25 protein-coding genes are annotated in these 22,028 nt (G+C 69.5%); 9 read left to right on the top strand and 16 right to left on the bottom strand.

Annotated features, from left to right (window positions below; genetic code table 11):
- Position 1: 1 nt before the first annotated feature.
- From ACFZA0_RS11475 to ACFZA0_RS11420, 12 genes are all read right to left on the bottom strand, one after another.
- Complete coding sequence (locus ACFZA0_RS11475) at positions 2-844, bottom strand: bifunctional DNA primase/polymerase (RefSeq protein ID WP_391014328.1); 843 nt, start codon at positions 842-844, stop codon at positions 2-4.
- Positions 841-1,491: a class I SAM-dependent methyltransferase gene (locus tag ACFZA0_RS11470; RefSeq protein WP_391014326.1), complete on the bottom strand. Its 651-nt coding sequence runs from the start codon at positions 1,489-1,491 to the stop codon at positions 841-843. Before ACFZA0_RS11470 ends, ACFZA0_RS11475 begins: the two co-directional genes overlap by 4 nt.
- Positions 1,488-2,222 (bottom strand): SAM-dependent methyltransferase, encoded by a 735-nt coding sequence (locus ACFZA0_RS11465; RefSeq protein ID WP_391014325.1) that lies wholly within the window; start codon positions 2,220-2,222, stop codon positions 1,488-1,490. The genes ACFZA0_RS11470 and ACFZA0_RS11465 overlap by 4 nt, the downstream gene beginning before the upstream one ends.
- Before the next feature lie 97 nt (positions 2,223-2,319).
- Positions 2,320-3,021 (bottom strand): hypothetical protein, encoded by a 702-nt coding sequence (locus ACFZA0_RS11460; protein ID WP_391014323.1) that lies wholly within the window; start codon positions 3,019-3,021, stop codon positions 2,320-2,322.
- Positions 3,018-3,281 (bottom strand): hypothetical protein, encoded by a 264-nt coding sequence (locus tag ACFZA0_RS11455; protein WP_391014321.1) that lies wholly within the window; start codon positions 3,279-3,281, stop codon positions 3,018-3,020. Before ACFZA0_RS11455 ends, ACFZA0_RS11460 begins: the two co-directional genes overlap by 4 nt.
- 13 nt (positions 3,282-3,294) lie before the next feature.
- Positions 3,295-3,759, bottom strand: coding sequence for a hypothetical protein (locus tag ACFZA0_RS11450; protein ID WP_391014319.1), 465 nt, complete (start codon positions 3,757-3,759; stop codon positions 3,295-3,297).
- A gap of 203 nt (positions 3,760-3,962) precedes the next feature.
- On the bottom strand, positions 3,963-6,080 hold the full coding sequence (locus ACFZA0_RS11445; RefSeq protein ID WP_391014318.1) for an ATP-binding protein: 2,118 nt from the start codon (positions 6,078-6,080) through the stop codon (positions 3,963-3,965).
- Positions 6,081-6,235: 155 nt separating this feature from the next.
- Positions 6,236-6,799: a hypothetical protein gene (locus ACFZA0_RS11440; protein ID WP_391014316.1), complete on the bottom strand. Its 564-nt coding sequence runs from the start codon at positions 6,797-6,799 to the stop codon at positions 6,236-6,238.
- Positions 6,796-7,218, bottom strand: a complete 423-nt coding sequence (locus ACFZA0_RS11435) for an RRQRL motif-containing zinc-binding protein (protein WP_391014314.1) — start codon at positions 7,216-7,218, stop codon at positions 6,796-6,798. The genes ACFZA0_RS11440 and ACFZA0_RS11435 overlap by 4 nt, the downstream gene beginning before the upstream one ends.
- Positions 7,218-8,075, bottom strand: a complete 858-nt coding sequence (locus ACFZA0_RS11430; RefSeq protein ID WP_391014312.1) for a protein spdB — start codon at positions 8,073-8,075, stop codon at positions 7,218-7,220. The genes ACFZA0_RS11435 and ACFZA0_RS11430 overlap by 1 nt, the downstream gene beginning before the upstream one ends.
- Entirely contained in the window at positions 8,072-8,218 is a 147-nt protein-coding gene (locus ACFZA0_RS11425) for a hypothetical protein (protein ID WP_391014310.1), read from the bottom strand. The genes ACFZA0_RS11430 and ACFZA0_RS11425 overlap by 4 nt, the downstream gene beginning before the upstream one ends.
- Positions 8,215-8,484: a DUF6284 family protein gene (locus ACFZA0_RS11420; protein WP_391014308.1), complete on the bottom strand. Its 270-nt coding sequence runs from the start codon at positions 8,482-8,484 to the stop codon at positions 8,215-8,217. The genes ACFZA0_RS11425 and ACFZA0_RS11420 overlap by 4 nt, the downstream gene beginning before the upstream one ends.
- A 683-nt stretch (positions 8,485-9,167) precedes the next feature.
- On the opposite strand from ACFZA0_RS11420, the gene ACFZA0_RS11415 reads away from it, so the two are divergent.
- Together ACFZA0_RS11415 and ACFZA0_RS11410 are read left to right on the top strand one after the other, a co-directional pair.
- Positions 9,168-9,935, top strand: a complete 768-nt coding sequence (locus tag ACFZA0_RS11415) for a UTRA domain-containing protein (RefSeq protein ID WP_391014306.1) — start codon at positions 9,168-9,170, stop codon at positions 9,933-9,935.
- Positions 9,932-10,501 (top strand): GNAT family N-acetyltransferase, encoded by a 570-nt coding sequence (locus tag ACFZA0_RS11410; protein ID WP_391014304.1) that lies wholly within the window; start codon positions 9,932-9,934, stop codon positions 10,499-10,501. The genes ACFZA0_RS11415 and ACFZA0_RS11410 overlap by 4 nt, the downstream gene beginning before the upstream one ends.
- A gap of 290 nt (positions 10,502-10,791) precedes the next feature.
- On the opposite strand, the gene ACFZA0_RS11405 is transcribed toward ACFZA0_RS11410, so the two are convergent.
- The 3 genes from ACFZA0_RS11405 to arsM all read right to left on the bottom strand — a co-directional run bounded on the left by ACFZA0_RS11405 (position 10,792) and on the right by arsM (position 15,469).
- Positions 10,792-11,952, bottom strand: coding sequence for a hypothetical protein (locus tag ACFZA0_RS11405; protein WP_391014302.1), 1,161 nt, complete (start codon positions 11,950-11,952; stop codon positions 10,792-10,794).
- On the bottom strand, positions 11,949-12,461 hold the full coding sequence (locus ACFZA0_RS11400; RefSeq protein WP_391014300.1) for a DUF4365 domain-containing protein: 513 nt from the start codon (positions 12,459-12,461) through the stop codon (positions 11,949-11,951). The genes ACFZA0_RS11405 and ACFZA0_RS11400 overlap by 4 nt, the downstream gene beginning before the upstream one ends.
- 2,189 nt (positions 12,462-14,650) lie before the next feature.
- Positions 14,651-15,469, bottom strand: a complete 819-nt coding sequence (arsM, locus tag ACFZA0_RS11395; RefSeq protein ID WP_391014298.1) for an arsenite methyltransferase — start codon at positions 15,467-15,469, stop codon at positions 14,651-14,653.
- Between the two features lie 95 nt (positions 15,470-15,564).
- On the opposite strand from arsM, the gene ACFZA0_RS11390 reads away from it, so the two are divergent.
- The 6 genes from ACFZA0_RS11390 (at position 15,565) to ACFZA0_RS11365 (ending at position 20,418) form a co-directional block, all read left to right on the top strand.
- Positions 15,565-15,981 (top strand): metalloregulator ArsR/SmtB family transcription factor, encoded by a 417-nt coding sequence (locus ACFZA0_RS11390; protein WP_391014297.1) that lies wholly within the window; start codon positions 15,565-15,567, stop codon positions 15,979-15,981.
- Entirely contained in the window at positions 15,978-17,084 is a 1,107-nt protein-coding gene (arsB, locus tag ACFZA0_RS11385) for an ACR3 family arsenite efflux transporter (protein ID WP_391014295.1), read from the top strand. Before ACFZA0_RS11390 ends, arsB begins: the two co-directional genes overlap by 4 nt.
- Positions 17,077-17,505: an arsenate reductase ArsC gene (locus ACFZA0_RS11380; protein ID WP_391014294.1), complete on the top strand. Its 429-nt coding sequence runs from the start codon at positions 17,077-17,079 to the stop codon at positions 17,503-17,505. Before arsB ends, ACFZA0_RS11380 begins: the two co-directional genes overlap by 8 nt.
- Before the next feature lie 292 nt (positions 17,506-17,797).
- Positions 17,798-18,343 (top strand): hypothetical protein, encoded by a 546-nt coding sequence (locus tag ACFZA0_RS11375; RefSeq protein WP_391014292.1) that lies wholly within the window; start codon positions 17,798-17,800, stop codon positions 18,341-18,343.
- 108 nt (positions 18,344-18,451) lie between these two features.
- Positions 18,452-19,555, top strand: a complete 1,104-nt coding sequence (locus tag ACFZA0_RS11370) for a histidine kinase (protein ID WP_391014438.1) — start codon at positions 18,452-18,454, stop codon at positions 19,553-19,555.
- A 221-nt stretch (positions 19,556-19,776) separates the two neighbouring features.
- Positions 19,777-20,418, top strand: coding sequence for a response regulator (locus tag ACFZA0_RS11365; RefSeq protein WP_391014436.1), 642 nt, complete (start codon positions 19,777-19,779; stop codon positions 20,416-20,418).
- Between the two features lie 226 nt (positions 20,419-20,644).
- Here ACFZA0_RS11365 and ACFZA0_RS11360 read toward each other — a convergent pair whose 3' ends face one another.
- Entirely contained in the window at positions 20,645-21,202 is a 558-nt protein-coding gene (locus tag ACFZA0_RS11360; RefSeq protein ID WP_391014290.1) for a hypothetical protein, read from the bottom strand.
- Between the two features lie 151 nt (positions 21,203-21,353).
- Between ACFZA0_RS11360 and ACFZA0_RS11355 the strand changes: the two genes are divergently transcribed.
- Complete coding sequence (locus tag ACFZA0_RS11355) at positions 21,354-21,938, top strand: TetR family transcriptional regulator (RefSeq protein ID WP_391014288.1); 585 nt, start codon at positions 21,354-21,356, stop codon at positions 21,936-21,938.
- Positions 21,939-22,028 lie beyond the last annotated feature (90 nt).

Below are 22,028 nucleotides of genomic sequence, written 5' to 3'. Positions count from 1 at the left end.
GTCACACCCCCAGCCGGGCACGGGCGTTGGCCCACGCGTCGGAGCAGTGCCGCACGCTCTCGCCCTTCGCGTGCGCCGCGGCGAACAGCCGGCCGACGTGGACGTCGGTGAGGCAGCCGCACCGGCCGTGCGTGGACAGCACCGCGAGGAACGTCCGGTACACAGCCGCGTGCACGCCCTCGGACGCTCCGGTGATGCGCTGTTCCGCCATGGTGATCCCGCGTTCGAGATAGGCGGGCGAACGGTGCGGGCACGCCCCCTGCCCGCCCGTCAAGGGCACCGCAAGGGGCCGTGGGATGCCGCGGAGCGGGGAAGGGGCCTTCACTGCCAGCGCGCGCACAGCGGGCGGGAGAGGGGCCGTGAAGCCCTCTCCCTTCCCAAGCCAACGGGTGTACGACATGCGGGACTTGATGTCGGTGCCGGGCCGGACCGCGTTCGAGGACTGCATGGCGCCGGAGTAGATCCAGTGCTCACCGCGGGTCGTGGCCACGGTCCGGGTCGTGGGCAGGGTCGTGCGGGCCCAGTCGACGGCCGCCGCGTTGTCGAGGTCGACCACGGTGAGGCCGGCGGCGCCGGGGTGGTAGGCAACGCAGACCGCCCGCCGCCACGCCCCCGCCCACGCGGGCGAGGCGATGACGTCCGGGTCGGTGGTGGCCGCGGCCCACGCGTGGCAGACACCCGGGCACCGGCACGGGCCGGAGCTGACCATGTTCGGCCGGCCGCCGCACGCGTTGCCCGCGCACGCACGGCAGTTGCCGAACGGCGCCTTGCCCGCCCGCAGCGGCAGCACCGGCAGACCGGTCGTGGCGAGGTGAAGGGCGGTACGCAGGGGTTCGGGGTTCATGCGGCGGCGCTCCCTTCGAGGGTGAGGAACTGTGCGGCGATGAAGTGGGTGTAGGCGGGGGGTACGGCTTTGCGGGCTTCGCGGTTGGTCATCCAGGCGCAGCCCATGGCGTCGGCGTAGGCGCGTTCGCCCTTGTGCTCGAAGGCGAGCAGGGTCTTGGGGTGCCAGCAGGGCGGGAGGAGGTCTCCGCCGCCGCCCCATGACGTTTCGAAGGCGCGGTGGCGGCGGATGTTGAGGGCGAACTGGGTTCCGCACAGCAGGTAGTCCGGGCGCAGGAGGCCGGCGGTGGCGGTTTCGGGGACGTTCTCCATGACCCAGGGGCGGCCGGTGGCCTGCATGACCTGGCGTCCGGGCCCGATCAGGTCGGGGTGATCGGCCGGGTTGCCGCGCCACCTGGTGACGGTGGCGTAGCGCTCGCAGGGCCAGGATCCGTGGACCAGGTCGAAGGCGTGCCCGTGGCGGGTGCCGTAGTTGAGGGCGTCGGCCTGGACGAAGGGGAAGGGGTAGTTGGGCTGGGGGCGGATGTCGACGCCGACGACGTCGAAGCCGGCCAGCCAGTAGCCCATCGACAGACCCCCGGCACCGCAGCACAGGTCCAGCACGCGCAGGCCGTTGGGCCGCCGGAGCGGCAGGACGCGGGCGTTCATGCGGCCACCGCCACCGGCTGTGCGGCGAGTTGGGCGAGGGCGGCGGTGCCGATGTGCCGGGTGTAGGCGGGCGGGATGCATTCGCGGATGCCGTCGCGGTTCATCCACGGCACACCCAGGACCCGCCTGGCCAGGTCGACGCCGGAGAAGTTCCCGACGAACTGCCCGTAGTGGCCCGGCGGGACGGGGCGGCCCATCTTCGCCTGGGGGACCAAGTGCGCGGGGTGGCCAGGCGCGCTGAGGGCGAAGCCGCCGCCGGGCTCGAAGAACCGGTGGCGGTAGTTGGCCAGCCCGAACATCGTCGCGCAGAGCATCACCGGCTCCCGGAGCTTGGGTGCCGCACCGCGCACGTTCTCCATCACCCACGGCCGCCCGGTCAGTTCAAGGGCGGCCCGCGTGGGGGCGATCAGGTCGGGGTGGTCGTTGCCGCGGATGCGCTGGCATTCGGTGTCGTGCTGGCACGGCGGGGAGGCGTGGATGAAGTCGAAGCCGGCGCCGTGTTCGAGGACGAACGCGATCGCGTCGGCCTGCACGAACCGGAACGGGTACCGCGGCTGCGGGGCGATGTCGACGCCGGTCACGTCGAAGCCGGCCGCCGCGTAGCCCGCGGCGGCGCCGCCCTGGCAGCAGTACAAGTCCAGCAGCGTCGGCCTGCGGCCGAACAGGCGCAGGAACACAGCTGCCAATGCGGCCGGTTGGCGCACTCGCCGAACGTCGGTGGGATGGGTCATGCTGGAGGTCTCCAGTCCTGTGAAGGGTGCTGGTGGACAAGAGCGGCCCCGGATTCTTGGTCGGATACGGGGGCCGCTCTTGGTGTGTCCGGGCAGGTCAGGCCGCTTCGCGGTGGTCCGGGAAGATGCCCGGCGCTGCCGGAGCGGGGTCCGGTGCGGGCCGCCGCTTGCGCGGGCGGGCGGCTGGGGTGCCGGGCAGGGTGGTTTCGGTGGCGTCCTTGTCCGGGTCGACGCGGGCGATTTCCGCGCCGCGGTAGAAGACACGGCCGTCCTCTGCGATCCACAGCGGGACGGACCCGGGGCGCGGCGGGAGCATCCGCGCGGTGAGGACCCGGTGTCCGTCGACCAGGATTCCGGCGGTGTCGACGATGACCGTGTGTCCGGCGCCGCGGGCCCACGACGGCCCGTCCGGCCCGAACACCTCGGGCGGGCGGTCGTGTTGGAGGCGGGCGACGATGCGGCCGTGGGAGACGACCGTGCCGTCCTTGGTGATCTGGAACGCGGGACTGACGTAGGGGTCGCGGACGTCCTTGGACTCCCGGGCGGTCGGCGGGCGGGGGTCCGCCCGCCGACCGTCGATGCTCACGCCCCGGTGGTCCACGACCACGGTGTGACCGTGGCTTTCCACGACCAGCCGGGACTGTGCCAGGGTCGGCATGACGGCCCGGTAGTCGTTGAAGCGTCCGGCGCCGATGCGCTCGTCACTGTCGTAGTGCCACGACGGGCGCGGGGCCATGACCGCGTGCAGCCGGTCCCACTCCCGCGCCGCGGCAGGCGCCCCGTACTCGCGGCCGGTCATGTCGCCGGCCCCCAGGGGTCGGGGGCGTTCGTGTGGCGGCGCAGCACGCGGGGCCGGTGGGGCAGGGGGAACAGGAAACAGGTGCGGCCGGTGAAGCAGCCGCAGGGTTCCCATTCGGTGCCGGCGTACTCGCCCTGTTCGTCGCCGTAGTCCCACTCGGTCCCGCCCGCGCCCTCACAGTCCGGGCAGTCGGGGCGGGGGGTGTCGGCGAGGACCAACGCCCGGCGGGGCCAGGTGATGATCTGGAGTCGCAGTCGCACGAGGGGTCTCCCGTCAGCCGTAGAACTTGTTCCGCTTGATCACTGCCTTGCGGATGTTGACCGTGGTCCCGCCGCGGTGACCGCCCGTGCGGCAGACCTGCACGGCCACGAACCCGCCGAAGCAGACCGCGGCGAACACGATCAACTGCGTGATGAGCGCGGTGAGTGCGGTGATGAACGCGGTGAGCAGGAACAGCCCGCCGCACACCGCGAGGAACCCGACCCCGCCCGCCATGACGTTCACGGCGGTGCGGGAGACCGCCGGCTTCACCGTGAGGGGTTCGGGCTGCACCGGGCTCATGGCGTAGCCGGTGACCACTTGGCCGTTCGGGAGCACGATGCTCGCCACGGCCGGGACCGTGCCGGGCTGCACCGCGGCGACGGGCGCCGACATGGCCACGGCGGGCGGGAGCGGAACCGGCGTGTGGACGTCCACGGCCCGCGACACGGGGCCGTGGGAGGCGTGTTCGGGGTACATACGGAATCCCTTCCGAACATGAGGCAGGGAGGCAAAGACACCCCCTGCCGGGAGGCTTCTGAGGGGGGTTTTCAGGGTCTGACCTGCGTGCCTCCCTGCCTCCCTGACTGATCATTTGTGCAGGTCAGGTGCAGGGAGGCGAGTCAGGGAGGCGTTCAGGGAGTTCTCCCTGCCTCCCTGACCCGTCAGGGGTCGGCTCCCTGTTACTCGGCAGCGGAAGCGGAACCCTCGTCCCAGTGGGCGGCGAGGGCGCGCTGCACGCGCTCGCGGTGGACGACCATGACCCCGTCCGACTTGCTCGGGGAGGCGCCGGCGTCGTCCAGGACGCGCTTGAGGTCGATGAACGACCAGCCGCCGTAAATGCTCGGGAGCAGCGTGCTGAGGCGCGCGAGGACGTCCTTGGTCCGCACGCGTGTGGCATCTCCGATGACGTCGATGATGTCCACGAGCGGATTGCGTTCCTCGGTGCGGTCGATGCTGTGCAGAGTGGTGATCCCGTCCCGGAGCGCCTTCGCCCGGGTCGCGATCTCCTTTGCGTCGTCGGTGCTGATGTAGTGCGTGCGGACCGTGATGGACGCCTGTCCGGCCGGGATGTCGATCCCGTCTGAGGCGACGACGACGGTTCCCCTGTCGAGCCCGGGACGCAGCAGGTTCGGTGCCGCGCCCCCGTCAACGGCCTTGTCTCCGAGCGCCATACGAGCCTGCGACTCCGTGCCCAGCGCGAGGGAGGCGCGGGTATGGGCGCCTTCCCGGACCAGCTTGGGAAGGTTCTGGTCGGTCGGGTCCTGCGTGCCCTGCCACATCAGCACGTTCACCGCACGGCCCTGGTTGTGAATCTTGCGCACCGCCATGAAGTACCGGGAGGTGGCCTTGCTCCCGCCGTAGGGCCGCTTGTCGTCCCCCACGGCCGGGCACATGAACGCCATCTGCGCCTCATCCACGATCACCATGAGCGGCGGGAACACCGTGCCGGGCGGTTCCTGGATACGCCGGTTCATCTCGGTGACCGCGTCCTCGACCATCTCCGTGACCTGGATCACGTGCTCATCGGTCGGCCCCTGGATCAGCCGGGCGGCGAGACCGTCGAACATCGCCCAGTCGCCCACGCCCTTGAGGTCTCCCATCCAGAACTCAACGGACTTGTCGAAGGCAAGCCACAGGGCGAGCGAGCGCAGCGAGGCGGTCTTGCCCTGGTTCGACAATCCCGTGATGAGTAGGTGCCGCTGATACAGGCTCAGCGAGGCGGCATCGCCCCGCAGGTCCTGCCCCCATGGCGCCTTGCCCTTGGTGTAGTCGGCGGTCAGCGCCTCGTCGGTGACCAGCGGAGACGGACCGATCGGCTCATCGAGCGCCCCAGAGTCCGCCACCCACAGGCGCACCGTGCGGGCCGCGGCGGGGATGGTGATGAACACCTCGTGCTCGTGCCGGCTCAGGTTCTCCGCGAGCTTCCGGCGGCGCTGCTGCACCTCGTTCGTGGACACCCCGGACGGCAGGGTGACGTCCACTTCGACACCGCATCCGGCGATCCGGATCGGCCCGAGCATCGACGCGCCGGCGTCTCCCATCTCCTTGATCGCAGTGCGCAGCGCGGGGACTCCGAGGTCCCGCAGCGCCTTGACCACGATCGAGGGGGTGATCGGCTCGCCCTCGCCGTTGCGAACGTTGTCGGGCAGGGCCCACGCGGGTGCGGCGTGCTGCTTGGACCCGACCGCCCACAGCGCGAGCAGGGCCAGGAACGGGGTGATCGTGAGGGCGGGTCCCCAGACCACGGTCACGATGGTGACCATGAGCTGGATGAAGTTGATGACCGCCATGATCGGGGTGACCGTCTCGGTCACGTCCTTCGTGGCGATCGCGAGGGCGACACCCAGGGCGAGCAGGCCACCGACACCGACGCCGGTACCGACGACGATGCTGCGGGCCGCGTCGACGGGTGAGGTCAGCAGGTCCATGCGGCGGCGGTGGCGGGCCTCGCGGTAGCGCTGCCCCCGCTCCTCCCACTCCGCCGCCAACTCCATGTTCCCAGCGGCCTCTGCGGTGCGCATGTACCGCTCGTAGCGGGCGGTGGTCCGGGCGTCCCACGTGCGCTTGCCGACGATGCGCGCCCCACCGGCGACGTAGAGGGTGTGGCGGGCGACGGCACGGGCGCCGGTCCTGGTGTTCTCGTGCGTGAGGGCGGTCTTCACGGCCCGTCCGGAGCGCACCCACAGCGGGACGGGCACGGCCGGGGAGGGCACCGGGTCGGAGACCACGGTGAGCGTGGTCGGCGGAACCGGGTCCGGTCCGGGGTTCTTGTAGAGGCTGACGACGTTCTCACTCATGCTGGAGGTCTCCAGAACTGCCCCTTCGGGGGCGGTGGTTGGGAGCCGGGGCGGCCCGTGGTCCGGGCAGGGCAATGGGGCCGCCCCGGCGTCATGACTCCGTGCTGGGCGTTGCGACGTGCAGGGGTGATCGCGGTTGAGGACCTGAACAGTGATCAGGCGGTGCGGCTGGAGGCGCCGGGAACGAGGTGGTCGGCCAGGTGCTCGCGGCTGTACGCCTCGCGCTCGTGCTCGTCCAACTGCCGGTCGAACTCGCGGCGGGCCCGGCTCGACATCCGCTCGACGCGGAAGCGGTCGCGCTCGCTGGCAATGACCTTGTCGACAACCTTGGGTCGGCTGACCTGCATGGCGTGCACCAGCTGGTGCACGAGGGTCACGGCGAGCAGGGCCGGAGTCGGGTGCCGGTCGACGTTGACCAGGACCAGCACCCGACCGTCACGGCGCGGGATGGAGCACGCCGAGATGTCCCGCAGGGCCCGGCGCGCCCCCTTCTCGACGCGAGTACGGGTGCGGGAGTCGAGCACGCCGGCCAGCTCCGCATCCGCGGCGGTGGCCAGCTCGGCCAGGCCGCGGGGGTCGGTCAGGATCACTTCGACGTCCGGCATCCGACCCGACACCGACCGGGCGACCAACCGCATGGCCTCCTCGGTCAGGCGCTGTGCGGTGCGGACGGTACCGCCGTAGCCGCGCACCCGGTGCGCGCTCACCTTGGCTTTCACGCTGCCTCCGAACCGGCCGAAGTGGTGGTGGGGTTGGTGCGGGAGCTCTGTTCCGCGGCGAGGATGCACAGCCCGCACATGCCGTACGTGCGCGAGATGCAGTAGCCGACGTCGAGCAGGCAGGCGGGGCAGGTGCGGCGGGCGAGCATCGCCAGCGCGAGCGCGCCCCACTTCCGCGACGTCATCGGCCGTACCGGCAGGGCCAGTTCGACGCGGTACAGGTAAGCGACGCGGGGGCCGGTGGTACGGCGGTTGATCCGCATGACCTGCGCCGCTATCGGCTGCCCGCCGGGCCTCAGGCCCTGCTCCCGCAGTTGGCGGCGGGTGGCGTAGCCGTCCGGGGCGTACCGCCACGGGTAGGTGGGCACCCCGTGGACGGTTCCGGTCGGGTCGTAGCACTCGCCGAACCGGCCGCTCATCAGGCGACCACGCGCTTCCACGCGGCCCGCAGGCGGACCTCGGACGCGGAGTGGCCGGCGGCCCGGAAGCGCACCGACATCTCGCGGTAGGACAGGGGCGGGTTCTGGCTGTAGCGGATCTCGTCTACGAGCGTGTCGAGCTCCGCGTCGCTCAGCGCAGGCCCGGAGTCGAGGGCGCGCACGGGCTCGAACGGCCCCCACACCGGGAGCTCCCACCGGGGTGCGACGTCGGGTGTGACGCGGCCCGTCACGCTGGTCAGCGCCCTGCCCGAGTCCTCGCCCTCACGGGCGGATTCCAGGGTGGACCATGCTTTGGCGAGTGCCTGTGACGTCTGCGCCTGGATGCGGGCGACGCGGGCGCCGGCCTGCGTCACGGCCGTCAGCCGGGTCTCCTCGGTCGCCGCTTCGGCCCGCAGGCGGGCGCGGGCAACGGCCGCTTCGTCCCGGGCTTCCTGCTGGATGCCGCGGATCGCACCGAGGGCCTTGTCGGTGAGGGCGGTCCGCTCCCACATTCCGTGCACCAGCCACAAGGCTTTGGCGGCGACTGGCAGCCAGGCCACGGCCAGCCACGCACTCACGGAGTGGTGGGCGGTCAGGGCGTGCGCGATGAGGACCGTGGTGGCGAGCAGGCCGAACGACCAGCCGACCGCGGTCACGGTGGTGTTGTGGTCGCCCTGCGCGGCAAGCCGGCGCTCGTAGGCGAGCGTGGCCAGCCACCCTCCGTCGATTCCCAGCCCGACGACCAGAGCGACGGGCCACGGCATGGCCGTGCCCAGCCACATCACGACCACCGCCAGGGTGAGGACCATGGACACGGCCGTCATCGCGACGGCCGGCAGTACGGTCTTCGCCTTCATGCCGCACCCCCGTCCTGCGAGGCGCGGAACTGGGCCTCCGTCAGTTCGGCTTCTACGTCGGTGACCTGGCCGTCCACGATGCGCTGGTAGACGGCTTCGCTCTCCAGGAACATGCGGTCCTGGAAGTTCGGGTCCTCGCTCACGCCGCACCGCCCGACGTGCGGTCGGTGGCGGCCTGGTTGACCAGGTCGCGGCGCGCGGCGCACAGCCGGCGCCGGGCCCGGCGGATGCGCTGCCTGTCCAGCTCGGTCGGCGTGCGGTCCATCGCGATGATCAGCGCGTCCAACAGATCGACGTCCGCCAGCAACTCGGGCATCTCCCGCTCGATCGCCTCCAGTTCACCGGGCGTCGGCTCCATGTAGTCCGCGAACGCCGTGACAGCCGTCTGAACTGTCATGATGTGTTCCATGGGTCGTGGTCTCCCTTGCAGGTAAACGGCCCGTACAGCGGTCCCGGTGTTCCAGCACCGGGACCGCGCGCCGTTGAAGTCGGTAGCTCCGGCTCCCCTCAGCCCCGCCCGTACCGGCCCGCTCCGCAGAGCGGCCAGCACGGGCGAGGGAGGCAACCGGCGCGGCGATAGCCGTCGCGAAGCGGTCGAAGATGACCGGTCGGCCCATGACGCTCGTTCGCGCTCACGGGCCAAGAAGTGGAGCGGCGCTGCCGTGTCGGTCGATCACGGCCGCGCCCATCGCTTTCGTCGACTCACTTGCCACTCCTTCACGTCGCTGACCAGGGGATACGCACTGCAAGGGGGACCTTGTCCCCACACTCCGGCCGTTGCTCGCGGTCACCGGGCCACCTCGCCAGTCGGGCCGAAGCCCTGTCCCCTGGCCTTTAGCGGGATTGCAGCGTCCCCGCCCTGTGCGTTCGTGCAGGTGAAGCAGGTCGATCAAGTGCCGGGCCGTCGTACTCGCCCTCGCGGGCTTTCCTCCGGGCTGTCAGCACAAGCAGGCACACTCAATGGTGTTGCACCACTTGCTCAACTTGTTGGTACAAGTTGATGCAGTGATGCTGCACCCACGGACAGTGAGTCGTCAAGGGGATCGGGGCTACATGTACCAACAAGTTGGTCGAGTGAGTGATGATGGACCCATGAGCAAGCAGCCGAAGTACCGCCAGGTGGCCGACGCGCTGCGTCGCGAGATCGACAGCGGCACCTATGCGCGGGGGGCGCGGCTGCCGTCTGAGAACGACTTGCAGCAGCGTTTCGACGCGTCGCGGAACACGGTCCGCAACGGCCTGAGTCTCTTGGTCAGCGAGGGTCTGATCACGTCAAGTCAAGGGCTTGGCTACGAGGTCAGAGCACACGAGGTCTTCGAGCTGAACGCGTCGCGGTTCGAGAATCTGACCTTCCCGCAGACAGGGGACGCCTACAGCACCGACGTGACGAATGCCGGCCGCCGCCCCTCGCAGACCTTCCGAGTCGAGGTTCTCCCGTCGTCGGACTACGTCGCCGAACGACTGAAGATCACTGCGGGTACGACGACCGTATTGCGGTTCTGTCATCGCTATGTGGACGACGTTCCTTGGTCAACGCAGGCGACCTACTATCCGTCGTGGCTGGTCGAAGAGTCGCCGCGCCTGGCCGAACCGGGTGACATCGAAGAGGGCACGACCCGGTACCTCGCTTCGAGCGGAATCGAGCAGGTTGGCTACTTCGACGAAGTGGCCGCCAGGATGCCCACCCCCGAAGAGGCTCGCCTTTTGGAGGTGGGGGCAGGTGTGCCCGTGATGCTCTGGACGCGCACCGGGTACTCCGCGGAACGGCCTATCCGCTGCACGATCACGACGTTCCGGGGGGACCTGAACCGCATGAACTACGAGATCGGCGACTTGTCCGCCCGAAGTGAGAACGCGTGATCATCGCACCCGCTGAACCGCACGACGTCGCCAAGCTGCTCGCCTTCCGTGAGCAGGCGGCAGCCTGGCTGCGCGGCCTTGGCTCTGACCAGTGGAGCCGCCCCTATCCCGCGGACAAGCTCCTTGCCACGATCGAACAGGGCACGGTGTTCATGCTGCGCGACGGACACACGACCGCAGGAACAATCACGCTGACCCCGGACGCCGAAGCAGGCTTGTGGACCGCCGACGAACTCGCCGAGCCGTCGATGTTCGTCAACAAGCTCACCATTGCCCGGGAGTACAGCGGGCAGAACCTCGGCGGCCGACTACTCGACTGGGCCGGAGACCGCGCCCACCGCGCAGGCGCCAGGTGGGTACGGCTTGACGCATGGACAACCAACGAGGCCCTTCAGCGGTACTACCTGAACCATGGCTTCCAGCATGTCCGCACGGTCCGCGAGGGCGGCGCGGTGAACGGCGGCCCAAGGGTTTCCGGGTGGCTCGCCCAGCGTCCCGCCACGTCGGTAGACCACGAGTTCTCAGACCGGACACCTACGCCGGAACGGCTCCGCTTCGCTGCCTGAGCGAGCGGCCGCATTCCGTACGTGCGGGCGCGCCGATGCCCGCCCACTGCGGATAGCCCGGAAGCCATGAGTCGGCCACCCGGCCTCGCGGCCCATGGCCACAGATGACGCCTCCGGCAAGGGGCAGCCGGCGCCGGGCGGGAGGGGGCGTCGTTCCCGGCCACGGGCACCTTGCGGGGAACGGGGACTCTCATTCCATCCACCGGCGCCAAGGGCAGAGCCGAACAGGCGCGGTACACGGTGGATGGGATGAGAGCTAAAGGCGGAGTCGAGGACGGGCTTGCTGCCGTCTACTCAGCTTCTACTTCGGCGTCTTCAAATGAGGCAACAGACCGGTCAGCATCGAAAGCAGTCACCTCCATTGTTGCGCGTCGCCCTGGAGGAGCGTCAAGGAATCCTCGCACAATGACAGGCCGACGTTCGCCGTGATAATGCGCTGCTCGACGATAAACGTGAAGCGGCAGATCAAAACCTACCGTTCGCGGCTTACCGTCAAGCATCGTCTCAAGAGTGACGTGGCCAGTCGCGTCATTCTTCCCCAAGGCGAGACGCCTAATTACCCCGTACAGAATTCGCTCGGCTGGAGCGTTTGTTTCCTTTAGTTCGAACTCGACACGTTCAATCAACTCTGCGGCCGCGCCAGGAAACTCAATTTTTTCTGGCAGCCCTCTGGGGGCTGGTGAACTCGGCGCCCAATTGAAGGTGACATCAAAGGCTTCAACGCCGCCTTTTCCGATGACATCTAGGACAGCTGCGCAAAGTTCACTTGAGACACCTTCATCGACAGCGCCGAGGACATCCAACTTGCTTGGTGTTCGCCCGTGTACCACTGTCAATTGCGAAAGAGTTTCGAGCGCGCGAGAAAGGGTGGTCAACATTCGGCGTTCAAAGTACGATTCATCAGCTGTTGCCTCAAGCCTTGGTTCACCAAACTCCTCTGAAACCAGAGCGCCGAATCTCGCGCTACTGATTACGGGAACGATGTAAGAGCCTGGCCTGGTTTGCCCTAGCCGCATGCGACGGGCATGCTTATGGGCAGCACGAGGCATCGAGTTACCGTAGTAGCTCTGGCGGTGCAGTGTGGCGGCGGCAGCAGACACCATCATGCGATGAGCAGAGTTAAACAGCCCTATTCCGACAGACAGCGGAATTGTGCCGTCGGCAATGTCCTCATCCTCTGCGCGCAGATCCGTAACATCAACGAATTGGCGCGAAATTTCGAGGTTGATATCCCTTTCGGGTCGATTCTCGATGCGCGAAACTTCTTTGGTGAGAATCTTGAGGGCGGTCAAGAAGTCGGGCGAGTCTTTCTCTCTGGGGACGAATACCGAACACTGGTCGTCGCCTCTCGGGTGCCAAATTTCGGCAAAGGGGCCGGAGAGGGAGCGGCGCCACCCGGAACCTCGAAGATAAGATGCAATTTCTTCGAAACCAATTTCAACCATGTTCACTGACCCCCTTCCTCGGACTGCGGCTTGAAAAGCCGGTCAAAGGCGTACCCGAAGACTCTGTCCAGGCCATCCGAATCGATCCTCTGCTGTTTTGGCAGATGGATGCGAGTCGTGCTCTCCGTCGTCGCTGCCGGAAGGTTCTGGATTCTTGCGTAGTAGCCGACGCAGTGCATCAGAAGAGATTCATCGTCATGCACAAGCCAGTCGTTCAAGTCGCGCGGAACGACTACGAGGCCGAGGAAGCCAGCGGCTGACCTGTTCTTGTGCCGCAGGCAGTCATAGGTGCGGATATCCAAGTCGAAAGCGTAGGTCTCGCCGTCAGCCAGGAGGGTGGGCGAAAATGAGCATTTCATCTGGAATTCGACTTGGATGTGATCTCGCTTCAGAGTCACATCTACGCCGTCTTTATCGACGTTCCACTGAGCAGAGGTGGCGCCGGCCCGGGTAGCTACGGCAGACAGGTAGGCAAGGCTGATCTGCTCCTGTTGCCAGGTTTCCAGCTCCCCCACACGGCCCCCTCCCGTCACGCTACGGCAAGCGTAGCCCAACCCCCGGTGGCGAGCGGGGGGACGGGTGGCGTTCGCCCTGAAGCCGCGGCGAGGGCCTCGGCGCTTCAGCTTCTGCTTCACTGTCACGCTCCCGCTTTGCGTTGGCACGGAGGCGGTGGACCGGGATCGCAGTCTCGCACGCACGTACGACACTGCGCAGCCAGATATCAGCCAACATGACTTAAATGCCACCAGGCGTCTCGGCAGTATCACCGAAGCGATGGGCCCTGCGGAGTAATACCCAGAAAGATGAACGTGAGCAGTCTCGCGGGGATACGGGCTTCCGAGGAGGAGTCTTGGCAGCTTGGCTAAGACAGCTGAGCGCCGTACAGCACGGAAGTACAGCAACCTCAGCGACCGGCCTCCGCCCGGCGTGATCCGCTGGGACTGCTGTGTGACGTTTGGGGCCTCAGAGCCGTGCAGATAGCTGGAAAGCGGGTTCGTAGGCGAGGCCGAGCAGAGCTCGAAGCGACGCTCTGGCCAACCTCTGGCCAAGCGGCCTCCCTGGCGGCGGTTATAGGCGGAGTGAGTCCTGGTCGGATGGCGATTGACCCCGCCCTGCAGACCGGTCTTGAAAGCCGCTGTGGAAACGCCCCCTCCGCGTGACGCGCCGCTAGCAGAACTAGCCACAGGTTAGATCAAATCGTACATAACGTAAGCAACGTACAAACAACCCCGAACAAAGTCACTTGCCGCCTGAGGTGTGACTACAGCGGTTCCATGGACTGTGGAGTTACGCAAGCGACGCAGATCATGCATCACGTTTACGGCTTCCGGGTCCAATCCCGCCTCTTGCAGCATCCGCACCAACTCGCCCGGCGCCGCCCGCCCCGGTGTCGGATGACGCGGCCGCACACTTGGGTGCAGGGTCAGGATTTCCTCAGCAAACGTCTGCAAGGCATTCCAAGCAGACACGATCGCTCCCGTCGGAGACCGTTCGATTACGTCATCCGGTTGATCAATTGCCGCAAAGAGGGCGAAAAAGCGGTTACGTACCGCCTCGGCTCGAGATTCCCAAGACGGCTCAGGCTCAGGGCGCGGCTCGGGCTCAGGCTCAGGGCGCGGCTCGGGCTCAGGCTCAGGGCGCGGCTCGGGCTCAGGCTCAGGGCGCGGCTCGGGCTCAGGCTCAGGGCGCGGCTCGGGCTCAGGCTCAGGGCGCGGCCGAGGTGCGGTTCCAGTCGGTGCCGACTCTTCTTCCGCTACCGCTGCGGCGCGATCACGGACACGCCGCGCTTCATTCTGGAACTCCAAGGCCCCCGCTGGCGTTTCCACACGACTCAACCGCCCGATAGCCTCACCAACGCGGTCGCGCCATGTCCAAAGCAATGTCAGCGTGACGAGGGGCCACACGAGGGCCTTCACGTACCTGAGTACCAGCTCGGCAACTTCCACGCACGTATAGTGCCGTCCCTCGATGAGTCGCGTCACGTGATCGCCGTACACAGATAGGCTCACTCTGGGCTGGGACGTTCATTGTCCTAGTTTTTGTCCAGTGCGCCGAGGGTCGCTCTCGTTCATCGACGTGCGTATAGCTCTCTGGCCTGCAAGGCGAACCTCTACGTACGCCCCTGACCGGCCGCGCGGACAGTTGGAAAGCGTGTTGGGGGCAACCCCTCACGAGTTCGAATCTCGTATCCTCCGCCAGTGCCTCACCGGGCACGATGTCGAAGGGCCCCACCGCAAGGTGGGGCCCTTCGTCGTGTGCGGGCTCAGTTGCGCAGGGCAGACATGGGCGGCCGGGCCACCGTTACTTGTCCGGTCCGCCGCCGGTGCGGTCCAGTTCCGTGGCCCGGCTGGTGAGGTCCGGGGCGAACGTGTCCCAGTCGGGCGCCGAGGGAGAGCAGGCTCGGGGCGGCTTCCGGGAACAGCCGCGGATCGTCGGGGCGGTTGCGGGACATGCACCGTCGGGCCGTTGGATGACGCGACAGCCGATTGCCATGCCCGTCGATCCGCACAGACCGGTCGAGCAGGCCGGCGAACGCGGGAGTCCGGGCACAGGGAACGGCGCTGGTCTCGGGCGACCCGGTCTACTTCGGCAAGAGCACCACCACGGTGGGCTACGACGAGCGCACCCTGAACAACCGGGTGCGGCGTGCGGGGGCTCGGTTGCGCGGGGTGGGTGCCCGGGGCGCAGTGCGGTCGGTCGGTGCTCAGTTGCAGCTGCCCTCGCTGTCCTGTGCCGGCGGCAGTGGGGCACCGGATCCGGCGGTGGCGGACGCGGTGGCGGGCTTGGTCGCTCGGACGATGGCGGAGTGCATGCCGTCGGCGACCGCGTGGGTCGGGGTGAGGGCGATGTCCGTGAATCCTGCCGCCGCCAGGCCCTCGTGGTACTCGGCGAAGGACAGCGCGCCGGCGATGCAGCCGACGTGGTCGCCGCGTTCGGCGCGCTGGGCCGGGGTGAGTCCGTCGTCGGCGACGACGTCCGAGATGCCGATCCGGCCGCCCGGCGCCAGGACGCGGAACATCTCGGCGAACACCGCGGGCTTGTCGGTGGACAGGTTGACGACGCAGTTGGAGATCACGACGTCGATGCTGCTCGCCGGGAGGGGGATCGCTTCGATGGTGCCCTTGAGGAACTCGACGTTGGCGGCACCGGCCTTCTTCTGGTTGGCCAGCGCGAGGGCGAGCATCTCCTCGGTCATGTCCAGGCCGTACGCCTTGCCGCTCGCGCCGACACGGCGGGCGGAGAGCAGGACGTCGATGCCGCCTCCCGAGCCGAGGTCGAGGACGCGCTCTCCTTCGCGGAGGTCCGCCACCGCGGTGGGGTTGCCGCAGCCGAGGGAGGCGGCGATCGCCTCGGCGGGCAGGGACGCGCGCTCGTCGGCCGCGTACAGCGCGGAGCCGAAGTTGTCGTCGACCTCCACGGCCTGCGGGCCGCAACAGGCCGAGCCGCCCTCGGTGACCTGGACCGCCGCGGCGGCATAACGCCTGCGGACGGTTTCGCGCAGGTCGGTGGACTGCTCGCTCATGGCATGCCTCCTGGATGGGCAAGGGCTGCAGCGGTTGATTCGATGTTTCTCGATGCAAGGTTGCGCCTTGGATCGAAGTTCGTCAACATAGACGCATGTCGAAACAAGAAGGGGTGGCGCGCGGCCAGGACGGCACCCGCACCAGCACCAGCACCAGCACCAGCACCGACGGGTGCTGCCCGGGACTGCTGACCACACCTCTGGGCGAGGAGCGGGCCGTCGAACTGGCCAAGGTGTTCAAGGCGCTCGGCGATCCGGTCCGCCTGCGGCTGCTGTCGATGATCGCCTCGCGCGAGGGCGGTGAGATCTGCGTCTGCGACCTCACTCCGGCGTTCGACCTGTCCCAGCCGACCATCTCCCACCACCTGAAGCTGCTGCGGCAGGCCGGCCTGATCGACTGCGAGCGGCGCGGGACCTGGGTCTACTACTGGCTGCTGCCGGAGACGACCGACAAACTCGCCGGAGTCCTCACCCGCCCCGCACAGCCCGCCGACGCGGAGGCGTCCTCGTGAGCGACCCCACCACGCCGGCCGCCGGGCGGCTGTCCTTCGTGGACCGCTGGCTCGCCCTGTGGATCCTCGTCGCCATGGGCGCCGGCCTGGGCCTGGGCCGGCTCGTGCCCGGTCTCGGTGACGCACTGGCGAAGGTGACCGTCACCGGCGTCTCGCTGCCGATCGCGCTCGGCCTGCTCGTGATGATGTACCCGGTCCTGGCCAAGGTGCGCTACGACCGGCTGGACACCGTCACCCGCGACCGCCGCCTGCTCGTCCCGTCGCTGCTGCTGAACTGGGTGCTCGGCCCGGCGCTGATGTTCGCGCTCGCCTGGATCTTCCTGCCGGACCTGCCCGAGTACCGAACGGGGCTCATCATCGTCGGGCTGGCCCGCTGCATCGCCATGGTCGTCATCTGGAACGACCTCGCGTGCGGCGACCGTGAAGCCGCCGCCGTCCTGGTCGCCCTCAACTCCGTCTTCCAGGTACTGGCGTTCAGCCTGCTCGGCTGGTTCTACCTCTCCTTCCTGCCCGGCCGGCTCGGCCTGGAACAGACCGAACTGACCGTGTCGGTGTGGGAGATCGCCCGCAGCGTCCTGATCTTCCTCGGCATCCCGCTGGCCGCCGGATTCCTGACCCGCCGCCTCGGCGAGAAGGCCAGGGGGAGTGCCTGGTACGAGACGAGGCTGATCCCGCGCATCGGCCCGTTCGCCCTGTACGGGCTGCTGTTCACCATCGTGGTGCTGTTCGCGCTCCAGGGCGACGCGATCACCTCGAAGCCTCTCGACGTCGCCCGGATCGCGCTGCCGCTGCTGGTGTACTTCGCGCTCGTGTGGGCCGGGTCCATGGCCCTGGGCAGGGCGGTCGGGCTCGACCACCCGAAAGCCACGACACTCGCCTTCACCGCCGCGGGCAACAACTTCGAGCTGGCCATCGCCGTCGCCATCGCCACCTTCGGCGCCACCAGCGGCCAGGCCCTCGCCGGAGTCGTCGGCCCGCTCATCGAGGTCCCCGTGCTGATCGGCCTCGTGCGTGTCGCCCTCGCCGTTCGCCGCCACTTCCCCGACACCTCGGCCCCGGCAGCCGCACCGGCAGCCGTCCCGGAAGGTTCCGCCCGTGTCTGACGCGACCAAGCCCTCGGTCCTGTTCGTCTGCGTCCACAATGCCGGGCGCTCCCAGATGGCCGCCGGCTTTCTCGCCCACCTCGCCGGCACCCGTATCGAGGTCCGCTCCGCGGGCTCCCTTCCCGCCGGCGAGGTCAACCCGGCCGCCGTCGAAGCCATGGCCGAGGTCGGCATCGACATCACCGCCGCGACGCCGAAGGTGCTGACGACCGAGGCCGTCCAGGCATCCGACTACGTCATCACCATGGGCTGCGGCGACGCCTGCCCGGTCTTCCCCGGCAAGACCTACCTCGACTGGCAGCTCGACGACCCCGCCGGCCAGGGCGTCGAAGCCGTACGCACGATCCGCGACGAGATCCGGCGACGAGTGCGGACGCTGATCGCCGACATCCGCGCCACGGGGGTGGCCGTCGACGGATGACCTGGCCGTCCGTGGGAGAACAGTCGTTGAGGGCTCGTCCCGAAGCCCGCACCGACCAGCCCGAGCGCCGCGCTCCGCGGTCTCGGTTCCGGTCTCGTTCACCCTCGTCCGTCAGGGTTCAGCGGCGCACCGGCCCAGCTCCGCCGCGGTTCAGGGCGGCCCCCACGAGTTCGAATCTCGCATCCTCCGCCCGTGGCGGCGGACGGGGTGGGGGACGGGGGCGGGGGAACTCCACCCGTAGCTCCACCCATGGGTCCAGGTGTTCGGCGGCCTCTGACAACAGGCTGTACCCATGACCACGACCGACTGGATCACCGACATCGCCCTCCTCCTCGTCGTCTTCCGGCAGCTGCGGGAGGGCCGCCTGGACGCGAAGTCCTACCTCATCCCCCTGGGGATCGTAAGCTACGTGGCCCACACCTACCTGAACACCGTGCCCACCGGGGGGAACGACCTCGTGCTGATCGGCACCCTGGTCGCCATCGGCGCGGCCCTCGGTGTCGCGGGCGGTGTGTACACCCGTATCCGCAGTGTCGGCACGCACCTCTTCATCAAGGCGGGCGCGGTCTCCGCGACCCTGTGGGTGCTGGGCATGGGGGCGCGGATGGGCTTCCAGCTGTGGGTCGACCACGGCGGCGCCGACAACCTGGCCCGGTTCAGCGCCTCCCACCAGATCACCACGGGAGACGCGTGGGTCGCCGCGTTCGTGCTGATGGCGCTCACCGAGGTGGTCACGCGGCTCGCCACGATCTTCGTCCGTGGCCGCATGGTCGCCCGCGCCCAGCAGCCGGCCGTGGACGGGCAGCGTTCCGCGGTCGCCGCCGACCGGGCCCTCTGAGCGGACGGGTACCGTCGCGCCGTGTCCGTCTCCGTCAGTTCCTCCGCCCCAGGGCCGGTCCCCGAACGGGAGCCCGGCCCTCGGGCCGTGCCCCGGCACGACCCCCGCGTGCAGTGGGCCGTCACCCTGCTGATCATCGCCGTCGCGGTCGCCACCGTCCGGCCGGTGGGCATCGGCGGCCGCGGCCTGGCCGTGACCGCCCTGCTCGTGGTCAACTCCGTCGCCCTGCTGGTCAGACATCTGCCGCCCGCGTTCCCGCCCCGGGCCGCCCTCATCTGGCTGACCACCGGCGTCGTGGCGGCCGCCGCCCTGCTGGAGGTCAGCACCAGCGGTTCCGGCTACCTCTTCGCCTACTTCCTCGTCGGCCACGCCGGCTACCGTCTCGCCCTCAAGCGGGCCCTGGCGGTCGCCGCCCTGTCCAGCCTGCTGTGCGGCGCCGTCCTGTACTTCTACCTCGGCCCCGGTCACCAGGTGCTGACCTGGACCTTCGGCCTCGGAACCGGCGTACCGGTGGTCGTCGGCATCCTGAGCCGCAGCAGGCAGCAGGCCGTGGAGGCCATGGTCGAGGCCGTCGAGTCCACCGCGCGGGCCGCACAGGCCGAGGCGCGGACGGCCGTGCTCACCGAACGGGGACGCATCGCCCGGGACGTGCACGACGTGCTGGCGCACTCGCTGGCGGGGATCAGCATGCATCTGGAACTGGCCGACGCGCTGATCGAGACCGGCGACCTCGACAAGGTGCGCGCGGCCCACGACAAGGCGCACAGCCTGGTCAGGGAGAGCCTGAAGCAGGCCCAGTGGACCGTGCACGCGCTGCGCGAGGACGCCCTTCCGCTGGTGGAGAGCCTGAGCGCCATGGTCGAGTCGTCCGGTCACCGTGACGTCCTCACCGTCACCGGGCACGTCCGTGAGCTGCCTGCCCAGGTCACCCAGAACCTGCTGCGCATCGCGCAGGAGGCGCTGACCAACGCGGCCCGGCACGCCCCCGGGAGCGAGACCGGGGTGGAGCTGGCCTTCGACGCCGCCTCGACCTCCCTCACCGTCCACAACGGACCCGCCACCGCCGAACCGACCGCCGGTACGAGCAGCGGCATGGGGCTGATAGGAATGCGCGAACGCGTCGCCCTGCTGGGCGGCACCATCACCGCGGGTCCCCTCACCGAGGGACCCGACCGGGGCGGCTGGCAGGTGGAGGCAGTGATACCGGGATGACGACCGACGAACCGAACCAGGACGACGTGAAGGGCCCGGGGGACGGACGGACCTCCGGGAACGAGCAGATCGAGTGGGACCGGCAGCCCGAGCAGGACCGCCGGCCCGAGCAGGACCGCCGGAGCCCTCACGTCCCGCGGATTCCGCAGGCGGCCCCGGCCCCGCAGGCGGCCCCGGCCACGCAGACCCCGCAGGCCCCCCAGAGTCCGCCGCCGCTGCGCGTGATCGTCGCCGATGATCAGGCCGCCGTGCGCGAGCCGCTGGCCGCGGTGCTCGGCATGGCCGAGGACATCGACGTCGTGGCCGCCGCCGCGAACGGCGCCGAGGTGCTCGCCGCCGTGGCCGCCGCACCGCCCGCCGCGCCCGTCGACGTGGTGCTGATGGACCTGCGCATGCCCGTCATGGACGGTACCGAGGCCACCCGTCGGCTGAGCGAGGAGCACCCGCGGACGGCCGTGGTCGTGCTGACCACCTTCGCCGACGACGACTCGATCCTGGCCGCCCTGAACGCCGGGGCCCGCGGCTATCTGACGAAGAACGCGGGGCGCCAGGACATCGTCCGCGCGATCCGGGCGGCCGCCGCGGGGCAGTCGGTGCTCGACCTGGAGGTCCAGAACCGCCTCCTGGCCACCGTCCGCACCCGCCCGTCGGCCGACGCGCAGCCGCTCCCCCAGGACCTCACCCGCCGCGAACGCGAAGTCCTCACCCTCATCGGGCAGGGCCTGCCCAACCGGGCCATCGCCGAGAAGCTCTTCATCAGCGAGGCCACGGTCAAGACCCACATCAACAACCTGTTCGCCAAGGCCGGTTTCCAGGACCGCGCCGACGCCGTCCGCCGCGCCATCGCGGCCGGCCTGGCGTGACCCGACCGCCGGAACGACCCACCGAGGGCAATCACGGCGGGCGGCCCCGGCGTCCCGGGCATCCCCGGCGACCCCGCCTGTTCCGCCCGCCCCGCCGCCCCGGCACGAGTTCGCACGCCGACGCCCCACCGGGTCAACTGCCTTGCTGCGGAACGTCGTTGACCACGATGCGCGGTCCGACGCAACCCGGGGCCGCCCGCCGAAGGCCGACCACGCACCAGCTGCGTCACGCCCTCGCCGTACGCCCCATACGGAGCGCGGAGACGAGGAAGAAGACGCCGCCGAGCAGGGCGTAGCCGGCCAGGTTGCGCAACGAGGCGCCCGTCGCGCCCGCCTGGGCGAAGAACGAGGCGCCCGCGAGAGTGGAGATGGCACCGCTGGCGATCATCGCCCACTGGCCGCCGAGTTGGCGCCGCACGGCGCCGACGACGAGCTGGACGATGCCCGCGGTGACGGCCCAGGCGCCCCAGACCCGCAGGACGGCCGGGATCCCGGAGGTGGCGGCGAATGCGAGGCCGACGCCGGTGAGGGCGCTGAGCGCGATGTTCAGGTAGAGGGCGCGCGCCGACCGGCCGCTCGTCCCCGCGGACCTGATGTCGACGATCGCGCAGGCCACGTCGAACAGGGGATAGACCACCAGCAGGGTGGCGGTGAGCGTGCCGAGCGTGTCGGCCGTCGTGAACAGCAGGGCCGCCCACACCGCCGCGAACGCGAAGCGCAGGAAGTACAGCCTGCGCAGGGTGACGGGGACGTTGACGGGAGCGGTACCGACGAGGGTGTCCACGGTGGTTCCTTTCGGGGCGGGCGGGCCCGGCACGGCATGACGGCCGGCACCGCCCATGAAGGAGAACGTTCGGTCTCTCTCCAGACTCACGGGGCGGGGCCGGGCTGTCAAGACCGAACGTTCTCCCTCACTCGTGCGGTAATCTGGCCGCATGAGTGAGGGCAAGGGCGGAAGCAGCACGTCCGCGGCGCGGGCGCGGCTGCTCGACACGGCGACGAAGGTCTTCTACGCGGAGGGCATCCACTCCGTCGGCGTCGACCGGGTCATCGCGGAGGCGCAGGTCACCCGGGCCACGCTGTACCGGCACTTCACCGGCAAGGAAGAACTCGTCCTCGCCTACCTCGACCGGGCCGACCGGGGGATCCGGGCGGGTACCGAGCAGGCCCTGACGGGCGCGCGGCCGGGAGCCGACGCGGTCCGGGCGGTCTGCCGGTTCGTCGTCGAGGGCATCCAGAGCCCCGGCTTCCGCGGCTGCGCCTTCCTCAACGCGGTGGCCGAGTACCCGGACCCCGCCCACCCCGTCCACCGGGCCGTCCTCGCCCACCGCGCGTGGTTCCTGGACACCGTCACCGCGCTGCTGGCACAGGTCGGCGACCGCCCCGCCGACGAAGCGGGCCGGCGCCTCGTCATGCTCCGCGACGGCGCCATGGCCGCCGGCTGCCTCTTCGACCCGGCCCTGATCGCCGAGACCTTCCTCCTGGGCGTCGAGGGAATCCTGCGGGAACGCGGCGCCTGAGCGGCTTCCGCCGGCCGGTCACCGTCCCGCGCCGCCGGAGCGGCCGGAACCGCCGGCCCGCGAACCGCCGCCCCGGCGGGCAACCTGCGG

It is taken from the genome of Streptomyces sp. NPDC008150 (assembly GCF_042956945.1).
Lineage (GTDB): Bacteria > Actinomycetota > Actinomycetes > Streptomycetales > Streptomycetaceae > Streptomyces.
Note: the sequence above shows the minus strand (reverse complement) of the source record. Positions and strands in the feature narration are given on the sequence as shown.